Annotated in this window: 12 protein-coding genes; 6 read left to right on the top strand and 6 right to left on the bottom strand. The window is 64.7% G+C overall.

Going from position 1 to position 8,660, the window contains the following annotated elements:
* The coding region (efp, locus tag ABWP09_RS09665) for an elongation factor P (protein ID WP_353204935.1) at positions 1-548 on the bottom strand (548 nt) is incomplete at its 3' end.
* A gap of 109 nt (positions 549-657) precedes the next feature.
* Between efp and ABWP09_RS09670 the strand changes: the two genes are divergently transcribed.
* Entirely contained in the window at positions 658-1,737 is a 1,080-nt protein-coding gene (locus ABWP09_RS09670) for a potassium channel family protein (RefSeq protein WP_353204936.1), read from the top strand.
* 13 nt (positions 1,738-1,750) lie between these two features.
* Here ABWP09_RS09670 and thiE read toward each other — a convergent pair whose 3' ends face one another.
* Positions 1,751-2,431, bottom strand: a complete 681-nt coding sequence (gene thiE, locus ABWP09_RS09675; protein WP_353204937.1) for a thiamine phosphate synthase — start codon at positions 2,429-2,431, stop codon at positions 1,751-1,753.
* 49 nt (positions 2,432-2,480) lie between these two features.
* Complete coding sequence (locus tag ABWP09_RS09680) at positions 2,481-3,383, bottom strand: fructose bisphosphate aldolase (RefSeq protein ID WP_353204938.1); 903 nt, start codon at positions 3,381-3,383, stop codon at positions 2,481-2,483.
* A gap of 141 nt (positions 3,384-3,524) precedes the next feature.
* Here ABWP09_RS09680 and ABWP09_RS09685 point away from each other — a divergent pair, with 141 nt between their 5' ends.
* Positions 3,525-4,055: a TlpA family protein disulfide reductase gene (locus ABWP09_RS09685; protein WP_353204939.1), complete on the top strand. Its 531-nt coding sequence runs from the start codon at positions 3,525-3,527 to the stop codon at positions 4,053-4,055.
* Here ABWP09_RS09685 and ABWP09_RS09690 read toward each other — a convergent pair whose 3' ends face one another.
* The 3 genes from ABWP09_RS09690 to gap form a co-directional block, all read right to left on the bottom strand.
* The gene (locus ABWP09_RS09690; RefSeq protein ID WP_353204940.1) at positions 4,056-5,249 is read right to left on the bottom strand and encodes a phosphoglycerate kinase; all 1,194 of its coding nucleotides are present in this window, start codon (positions 5,247-5,249) and stop codon (positions 4,056-4,058) included.
* Complete coding sequence (locus ABWP09_RS09695; protein ID WP_353204946.1) at positions 5,246-5,653, bottom strand: MOSC domain-containing protein; 408 nt, start codon at positions 5,651-5,653, stop codon at positions 5,246-5,248. The genes ABWP09_RS09690 and ABWP09_RS09695 overlap by 4 nt, the downstream gene beginning before the upstream one ends.
* Positions 5,654-5,829: 176 nt before the next feature.
* On the bottom strand, positions 5,830-6,840 hold the full coding sequence (gene gap / locus ABWP09_RS09700; RefSeq protein ID WP_353204941.1) for a type I glyceraldehyde-3-phosphate dehydrogenase: 1,011 nt from the start codon (positions 6,838-6,840) through the stop codon (positions 5,830-5,832).
* A 180-nt stretch (positions 6,841-7,020) separates the two neighbouring features.
* On the opposite strand from gap, the gene ABWP09_RS09705 reads away from it, so the two are divergent.
* The 4 genes from ABWP09_RS09705 (at position 7,021) to ABWP09_RS09720 (ending at position 8,540) form a co-directional block, all read left to right on the top strand.
* A complete protein-coding gene (locus ABWP09_RS09705; protein ID WP_353204942.1) occupies positions 7,021-7,206 on the top strand; it encodes a hypothetical protein in 186 nt (61 codons plus the stop codon).
* Entirely contained in the window at positions 7,206-7,493 is a 288-nt protein-coding gene (locus tag ABWP09_RS09710; protein WP_353204943.1) for a cell division protein ZapA, read from the top strand. Before ABWP09_RS09705 ends, ABWP09_RS09710 begins: the two co-directional genes overlap by 1 nt.
* 292 nt (positions 7,494-7,785) lie before the next feature.
* Positions 7,786-8,334 (top strand): 5-formyltetrahydrofolate cyclo-ligase, encoded by a 549-nt coding sequence (locus ABWP09_RS09715; RefSeq protein WP_353204944.1) that lies wholly within the window; start codon positions 7,786-7,788, stop codon positions 8,332-8,334.
* Entirely contained in the window at positions 8,331-8,540 is a 210-nt protein-coding gene (locus ABWP09_RS09720; RefSeq protein ID WP_353204945.1) for a DUF2842 domain-containing protein, read from the top strand. Before ABWP09_RS09715 ends, ABWP09_RS09720 begins: the two co-directional genes overlap by 4 nt.
* Positions 8,541-8,660 lie beyond the last annotated feature (120 nt).

Here is an 8,660-nt window from a genome sequence, read left to right on the forward strand (position 1 = left end):
ACATACGTCTGCTCGTAAACATCGACCACGATCTTCGTCCCCGCTCCGATGTGCGGCGGCACCATCACGCGCACGCCATTCTCAAGAATCGCGGGCTTGTAGCTCGACGAGGCGGTCTGCCCCTTCACCACGGCATCGGCCTCGACGATCATCGCCTCGATCGTATCGGGCAACTGCACCGCGATCGGGCGTTCGTCCCACAATTCCATCACGACATCCATGCCATCCTGCAGGAAGGCAGCGGCATTGCCGAGGATGTCGGCATCGAGCGTGATCTGCTCGTAATTGATCTTGTCCATGAAAGTGAGCGTGTCGCCCTCGCGGAAGAGATATTGGAAATCGACCGTATCGAGCCGCACCTTCTCGACGCTTTCGGCGGAGCGGAAGCGGATATTGGTCTTACGGCCGTCGATGAGGTTCTTCATCTCGACCTGCATATAGGCACCGCCCTTGCCCGGCTGGGTATGCTGAATCTTGACGGTCTTCCAGATGCCGCCTTCATATTCCAGAATGTTGCCGGGACGGATTTCGACCGCGTTGATCTTCATGGGGGTGCCTGCAGATTGAAAGAGCGTGAGCGGGGGCCTGTAACGACGGTCGCCGTATTGGGCAAGGCGGGCTGGACTCAGCGGCACCGCACCGGCACACCTTCCGTCCGTGCGCACCTTCCTAACCGATACCGAAAGCGTGCTGGGCTCGCCCCTCCGCAATCTCGCGTCGATCGTGGCGTTCGTCCTCGCCGTCGTGGTGGTAGCAACGCTGGCGTATATGGCGGCGGGATGGAGCTTCACCGACGCATCGTACATGGTGGTTCTGACAGTCTATACCGTCGGCTATGGCGAGGTCCGGGCGATCGACACGCCGTACCTCCACGCGGTGACGATGGGGACGATGATCCTCGGTTGCACCGGGATGATCCTGCTGACCGGCGCGCTGGTTCAGTTCTTCACCGTGATACAGCTCAAGCAGATTTTGGGAGCGAATCGCATGCACGCGCGCATCGAGAAATTGACCGGGCACGTTATCGTATGCGGCTTCGGGCGGATCGGCCTGATGCTGGCGCGTGATCTGGCGCGCGCTGGCACACCGCTGGTGGTGGTCGAGCGCGGCCCCGAACGTCTCGCCGAGGCGGAGGCGGCGGGCTATCTTTGCATTGCCGGGGATGCAACCGAAGAGGACGTGCTGCTCGCCGCCGGAATCAACCGCGCCCGCGTTCTGGCGACGGTCTTGCCCGATGACGCCGCCAACGTCTTCATTACCTTGAGCGCGCGCAATTTGAACCCCGCGCTCGAAATTATCGCGCGCGGCGAAGCCCCCACGACCGAGCGCAAATTGCTCCGCGCAGGGGCCGACAAGGTCGTCCTGCCGACGCATATCGGGGCCGAGCGGATCGCGCGAATGATCCTCTATCCGGCCAGCGGCGCCTTGTCCTCGGCCGACGCGGTGGTGCGGGCGCGTAACGATCTCGGCGAATTGGGGCTCGATCTCGAACTGGTCGTGGCCGAGCCGGGGACCGCGATGGCCAATCTCAGCGTCGGCGACGCCGAACGACTGGCGGCGGGTGCCTTCTTCATCGTCCAGATCAAACGCGGCGACACCCGCCTCACCCGCCCGCCCAGTGACGAACGCATTCTGGCCGGAGACGAAGTGATGGTGCTGGTCCGCGATGCCGGCACCGTCGCGCGCAAGCTCTTCACCAACAAGGTCGAAGTCCGCGTTGGCCGGAACCGGTTCTAGCGCAAGCTCGGCGCTACGCCAGAATCGCGCCGAACGCCTGTATCGCCGCCGCCGCATCGCCGCCCCACACCGCATGGCTCACCGCCAGAAAGTCCGCCCCAGCCGCCACCAGCGGCGGCGCATTGGCGGGCGTGATCCCGCCGATCGCGACGCAGGGAATTTCGAACACGGTCGACCACCAGCTGAGCAGCACCGGGTCCGCGATATGCTCGGTCGTCTTGGTCTGGGTCGGGTAAAAGGCCCCGAACGCGACATAATCCGCGCCCGCATCCCCCGCCTCCATCGCCAGGTGCCGGCTGCCATGGCACGTCACGCCGATCTGCCCCGACGGCCCGAGTTCGAGCCGGGCTTCGCGCGGATCGCCATCGCCCTGCCCCAGATGCACGCCGTCGGCGCCAACGCGCTTGGCCAACGCGATGCTGTCATTGACGATGAACGCGACATCGGCGTCAGCGCAGATCCGGCGTAGCGGCTCTGCCAAGGCGGCGGCCTCATGCTGATCCACATCCTTCACGCGGAACTGGAACGCGGCGACCGGGCCGGCGTCGAGCGCACGCTTCAGCCGATCGGGAAAGCCGCCGCCAACCTCGAGCGGAGAGACGAGGTATAGCTGGCATTTCGGCCGCCGCATGTCGCGTTTGAATTGCGTCGCGAAATTGGGGTCGAGCGGGCCGAGCGGGTCGATGATGTCCATCGCGCCGCCCTAACCGCAGATCGCGCGCAGCGAAAGTCGCAGCATGCGATCAGCCGGCCGCCGTCTTCTGCGTCGATGCTGTGTAAATCTCGTCGATCGCAGCGCCAAGCGCGGCGTCGAATTCCGCATCGCTCATCTGGTGGCGCAGATCGGACAGCAAAGCACGACTGAAACTGGCGATCATGCCGCGATTTTTGGCCAGTTCAGCGCACGCCTCGCTGCGGCTGAACCCGCCCGACAGCGCCACGACGCGCAGCACGCGCGGGTGATCGACCAGCGGCGCAAAGAGATTGGCCTTGGCGGGAATCGACACTTTGAGCATCACCTTGGCGTCGCCGGTCATCGCGTCGAGCGCCTTCAGAATTTCCTCAAGCAAGAGCTGATCGGCCGCGGCGCGCTCGGCGCTCTTGATATTCACTTCGGGCTCGAGGATCGGCATCAGCCCGCCCGCCAGCACTTGCGCGGCAACCTCGAACTGCTGCGCGACGATCGCGGCGATGCCGGTGCGATTGGCGAGGTTGACGACCGAACGTTCCTTGGTCCCGAACACGCCCAGCGCCTTCGCGCGTGCCAACAAGGCGTCGAGCCCGGGCATCGGCTTCATCATTTGCACGCCGTCGGCTTCGTCCTCCAGACCCTTGTCGATCTTGAGGAAGGGCACGACGCCACGGTCGCGCAACGCTTGCGGGGTCGGCTTGCCGTCGACCAGCCCGTCCATCGTGCGCTCAAACAGAATTGCGCCGATCACCTTGTCGCCGCTGAAGCTCGGCGCGGTGATGATGCGGCTGCGCATGTCGTGGATCAGATCGTACATTTCGGTGTCGTTCGACCAAGCATCCGCCGTCACGCCATATCCGGCGAGCGCCTTGGGCGTCGACCCACCGCTTTGGTCGAGCGCGGCGATGAAGCCATTCCCAGTTGCGATCTTGGCCATCATGTCCTGGTTGAGCATCGAGTGTCCTTCAATTCCGCGCGGTCGGGCGCACACATACGAATGTTGTCGCGGCTGTTAGCGGCACGTGCGGCGCGGGGCAACGGTTGACCGCTCACCACAAGCACGCCAGTCTGCAACCCTCATCCTAGGGGGCGAACGATGCGCATTTCCTTGAAATTTCCCAAACGGTTGGCCGCCGGCGCGGCGCTGTGCCTCGCGGCCCCGCTGTTGCTCGGGGCAAGCGGATCGCTCAAGGTCGGCGCGGTAGCGACGCCGTTCGAGCTGACGCTGATCGATGGCACCAAAGTGTCCTCGGCGGATTTGCGCGGACAAGTCGTCGTGCTGAATTTCTGGGCGACCTGGTGCGGGCCGTGCAAAGCCGAACGCCCGTTGCTCGATCGCTATTACGAGATCCAGAAGGTGCATGGGTTGCGGGTCTTCGCCATCACCACGGAGGATTCGCTCCAACCGTTCCAGCTCAAGAAGCTGTTCGCGATCATGCACATCCAGCCGGCGCGCCGGATCAAGGGCGGCTATAGCGATCTCGGCGCCCTGCCCACCAACTACATCATCGATCGCGCAGGCCGCATCCGCTATGCCAAGACGGGTGCGTTCGATCTGAATGCACTCAACAAGGAGTTGGTCCCGCTGCTGGCGGAACCGGTGCCTGTCGCGGTGCCCGCGAGCTGATCAGCCGCGTGGTCGCAGCGCGGCGACGCCGGGCAAGTCCTTGCCCTCCATCCACTCCAGGAACGCGCCGCCCGCGGTCGATACGAAGGTGAAGTCCGCTGCCGCCCCCGCCTGATTGAGCGCCGCGACGGTATCGCCGCCGCCCGCGACCGAAACAAGCGATCCGCTCTTGGTCAGTGCGGCGGCGGTCCGGGCCAGCGCGACGGTCGCGGTGTCGAACGGCGGCGTCTCGAACGCGCCGAGCGGGCCGTTCCACACCAAGGTCCGGCAATTCTTGAGCACATCGGCCAGCGCCTCGGTCGCGGCCGGGCCAACGTCGAGGATCATCTCGTCCGCCGCGACTTCATGGACATTGACCGTACGCACCGGCGGATTGGCGCGGAGTTCCTTCGCCACCACGACGTCGTAGGGCAAATGGATCGTGCAATTGGCGCGCTCGGCCGCGGCGAAGATTTCGTCCGCCGTCGCCGTCACATCATGCTCGCACAGCGACTTGCCAACATCGACGCCGCGCGCCGCGAGGAAGGTGTTGGCCATGCCGCCGCCAATGATCAAATGATCGACCTTGCTAACGAGATGCTGCAGCACGTCGAGCTTGGTCGACACTTTCGCGCCGCCGACCACTGCCGCGACGGGATGCTCGGGATTGCCCAGCGCCTTGTCGAGCGCATCGAGTTCGGCCTCCATCGCGCGCCCGGCAAAGGCGGGCAGCACGTGCGCCAGCCCCTCGGTCGAGGCATGCGCGCGGTGCGCCGCCGAAAAGGCGTCGTTGACGTAAAGATCGCCCAGCGCCGCGAAGCGCGCGACGGTCACCGGATCGTTCTTCTCCTCACCGCCGAAGAAGCGCGTATTTTCGAGCACTGCGATATCACCAGGAGCGAGCGCCGCGACCGCCGCGACATCGCCTTCCCAATCGACATAATGGACTGGCCGACCGAGCACCGCGGCATAAGGCTCGACGATCTGCCGCAGCGAAAACTCCGCGCTCGGTCCCTCGGGCCGTCCGAAATGCGCCAGGATCAGCACGATCGCGCCATTATCGGCCAGTTCGGTCACCGTCGGCAGCGTCGCGCGGAAGCGCGTGTCGTCGCTTACCACGCCATCGTGCATCGGGACGTTGAGGTCCTCGCGCACCAGCACGCGCTTGCCGTGCACGTCACCGATATCGTCGAGCGTCTTAAATGCCTTTGTCATGCTTCGATCCTGATTGTGTCGCCGACGCGGATCATCCCGCCGACCAATACGCGCGAACACGCGCCGCCGCGCCAATCGACCAGTAATGCCGCCCTGAGGCCGGGGGCCAATGCTTCCATCCGTTCGCACGGATCGGTCTCGCGCGTGATTTCGAGCAGCACCTCGGCGCCGATGCGCAGCTTGGTCCCAGCAATCTGGGGTAGATCAAGCTCTTCGACCAGCAAGTTCGCGCGGCGTTCGAACCACGCGATGCTATGGCCAATCTCGGCCATCGCGGCGGCCCAGTCGCCAGCTTCGAGCAAGGTGACTTGTCGGCGGCCCTTGCCGCCGGGTTTTACCACCCCGCGGAAATCGCCGTGCAGACCGCCTTCGACGCTCACCGCGACCTGGTCGAGTGTCTCCATTGGCCCCTTCGGACGGGCATGGCGTGCGATTCCGGCGAGTATCCCGGTCACTACCCCTTCTCCGTCATTCCCGCGAAAGCGGGAACCCAGCTCCCGACGGCGCAACATATGCGTCGGTGGGGAGCTGGGCCCCCGCTTTCGCGGGGGTGACAGGAACAGGGGGGCAGCAGAGCACCTTAAAGGAACTTGCCCATCGCGCCGGCGGTATCGACCATGCGATTCGAGAAGCCCCATTCATTGTCATACCAGCTAACGACCCGCACCAATTTGCCGTCGAGCACTGCGGTTTCCAGGCTGTCGACCGTCGACGAGGCCGATGTGTGCATCAAGTCGATCGACACCAATGGCTCGTCCGACCAATCGAGAATGCCGACCAGCGGCCCGCTTTCGGACGCGGCCTTGAGGATCGCATTGACCTCGTCGCGCGTCGTATCGCGCTTGGGCGTGAAGGTGAGGTCGATCAGCGAGACGTCGGGGGTCGGCACGCGGATCGCCGAACCGTCGAGCTTGCCCTTCAGTTCGGGCAACACTTCACCAACCGCGCGCGCGGCCCCGGTCGTGGTCGGGATCATCGACATGCCAGCGGCACGCGCACGGCGCAGATCGGGATGGATCTGATCGAGGATCTTCTGGTCATTTGTATAGGCGTGGACCGTGGTCATCAGCCCGCGCTCGATTCCGATCGCATCGTTGAGCACCTTGGCGACGGGCGCGAGGCAGTTGGTGGTGCATGACGCGTTCGACACGATGGTGTGGTCGGCGGTCAATTTGTCGTGATTGACGCCGAACACGACGGTCAGATCGACATTCTTGCCGGGGGCCGAGATCAACACCTTCTTGGCACCGGCGTCGAGATGCTTCTGGCAGCTCTCGCGGTCGGTGAAGAAGCCAGTGCATTCCAGCACGATATCGACGCCCAGTTCGGCATGCGGCAAATTCGCCGGGTCGCGCTCAGCGGTGACGCGGATGCGCTTGCCATCGACAACCAAATCATTGCCCTCGGCCGACACCTTGCCGGGATATTTGCCGTGCACCGAATCGCGGCTGAACAGCCACGCATTCGATTTCGCATCGGCCAGATCGTTGATCGCGACCAGATCAAGTCCACAGTCGCTTCGCTCGAGAATCGCGCGCGCGACAAGGCGGCCGATGCGCCCGAAACCGTTGATCGCAACCTTGATCGTCATCGCTATAGCTCCTTTAAAGCGGATCGACCCGGAGGCGGCGTGCGGCGACCGGGTCCTGCAATGCGCGCGTCTTTGCGGGTGGCGGGCGCGCACGTCAACCGTCGCACGCCGCGCTCGGCTTGACACGGGATCGTCACAAATGCGCCTTGTCGGCGCGTCGCGGCATGCTATCTGCGTGGAATGTCAGAGCCATCTCGCCCGACCGCGCTCGACCGGATCGATCGGGCGCTCGCCCGAATCGAAGTCGCCGCGACCCTGCGCGACACCAGCCACGCGCGTCTTATCGCGCGTCACGCAACGCTGCGCAGCCGCATGGCCGAGGCGATTGCCGCACTCGATGCAGTCCTTGAGCGAGAGCAAAACTGATGGCGGACGTCACGCTCACGATCGGCGACCGCCGCCACATCGTCGCTTGCCCCGATGGGCAGGAGGATCAGGTGCGCCGCCTCGGCACGATGCTCGATGCGCATTGGTTGACCGCAGCACGCGCCTCGGGCGGGCTCAACGGCGAGCGCACGATGCTGTTCGTCGCGCTAATGCTCGCCGATGCGCTGGAAGAGGCAGATCGCCGTCCGACGGCGGCGAAGGATGAGGCCGTGCTGGCGCGAATCGCGGCGCGCCTCGAATCGCTCGCCGCGTCCCTTGAGCAATAGCGGCAACACGCCTATATCGGTACGCGGCGGGTACTGCCCGATACGAGCCTTTATTATCCCTGAGGCTATTCATCATCCAAAGGGGGCTGTCCCTGTTAGGATCTTGGTCCGAAGCATATGGTCCCCACCTGACGTACCGTGCGTCAGTGGATAACCCGGCCACCGGTCACGGCGGTCCCGCCACCCGCACAGTCGACACGCTCGCAGCGCAGCTGCGCGCGAGATCGACAAGCGCGGCCGGGCTTGGCTTCAGCCAAGCTCCGACGGCGCGGCTTTGCCGCGACGCGCCGGCGTGAGCACCGGCAAAGTCCAATTACGGTCGCAAATCCGCGCCGCCCGCGATGCCTTCGTGGCCGAAAACACAACCACGATCGAAGCGCCACCAGACTATCGCGCGCTGCTGAGACCAGGACTGACCGTCACCTCCTACGTTCCGATCGGCAGCGAGGCCGACCCGTCGCGGCTCGCCCGCGCGGCGGTCGAGGCAGGCTGTGTGATTGCCCTGCCCCACGTCACGATTCGCACCGAACCGATGCGCTTCCTCGCCTGGGCAACCGAAGCGGCCCTGTTTGCCGGTCCGTTCGGGTTACAGCAGCCAGCCACAGACGCTGCAGCGCTTGTCCCAGACATCATTCTGACGCCGCTCCTTGCCTTCGATGCGAAACTCGACCGATTGGGTCAGGGGGCGGGCTATTACGATCGCGCCTTCGCGCAATTCCCGCATGCGCGCCGGATCGGGGTTGCATGGGACGTACAACGCGTCGAAACGCTGCCGACCGATCCGTGGGACATGCCGCTCCACGCGATCATCACCGAAAATGGATGGACCCCACGACCATGACCCCAAGTTGGCGCAAACCCGTGGGGATGCTCGGCATCCTGGCGCTGATCACGATCTGGTGCATCCTCGCCGCCAGCCTGTCGGGCGTAGTCGGGCGGCTGCACCCGCTCTTGCAGGCAGCATACTATTTGGTTGCCGGGATCGCGTGGATCTGGGTGCTGCCGCTCCGGCGGATGCTGGCGTGGATGGAGACTGGGCGGTGGTGATTTTGCGCTAGGGGCGTCGCGGAGAGGCCGCTCCGACGACCAGGGCGCAGCGCCACGTCGGCCGTGCTTGCAAGTCTCGTAAATAGCTTCGCTATTTTCGTGCTTGCTGCGCTTTGGCGC

The sequence above is a fragment of the Sphingomonas sp. genome, from assembly GCF_040398505.1.
GTDB lineage: Bacteria > Pseudomonadota > Alphaproteobacteria > Sphingomonadales > Sphingomonadaceae > Sphingomonas.

Excerpts from the sequence above, each read along its gene's own strand:
- thiE (WP_353204937.1), bottom strand. The coding sequence starts at position 2,431 with ATGGACATCATCGACCCGCTCGGCCCGCTCGACCCCAATTTCGCGACG.
- ABWP09_RS09680 (WP_353204938.1), bottom strand. The coding sequence starts at position 3,383 with ATGCTCAACCAGGACATGATGGCCAAGATCGCAACTGGGAATGGCTTC.
- ABWP09_RS09685 (WP_353204939.1), top strand. The coding sequence starts at position 3,525 with ATGCGCATTTCCTTGAAATTTCCCAAACGGTTGGCCGCCGGCGCGGCG.
- ABWP09_RS09690 (WP_353204940.1), bottom strand. The coding sequence starts at position 5,249 with ATGACAAAGGCATTTAAGACGCTCGACGATATCGGTGACGTGCACGGC.
- ABWP09_RS09695 (WP_353204946.1), bottom strand. The coding sequence starts at position 5,653 with ATGGAGACACTCGACCAGGTCGCGGTGAGCGTCGAAGGCGGTCTGCAC.
- gap (WP_353204941.1), bottom strand. The coding sequence starts at position 6,840 with ATGACGATCAAGGTTGCGATCAACGGTTTCGGGCGCATCGGCCGCCTT.
- ABWP09_RS09705 (WP_353204942.1), top strand. The coding sequence starts at position 7,021 with ATGTCAGAGCCATCTCGCCCGACCGCGCTCGACCGGATCGATCGGGCG.
- ABWP09_RS09710 (WP_353204943.1), top strand. The coding sequence starts at position 7,206 with ATGGCGGACGTCACGCTCACGATCGGCGACCGCCGCCACATCGTCGCT.
- ABWP09_RS09720 (WP_353204945.1), top strand. The coding sequence starts at position 8,331 with ATGACCCCAAGTTGGCGCAAACCCGTGGGGATGCTCGGCATCCTGGCG.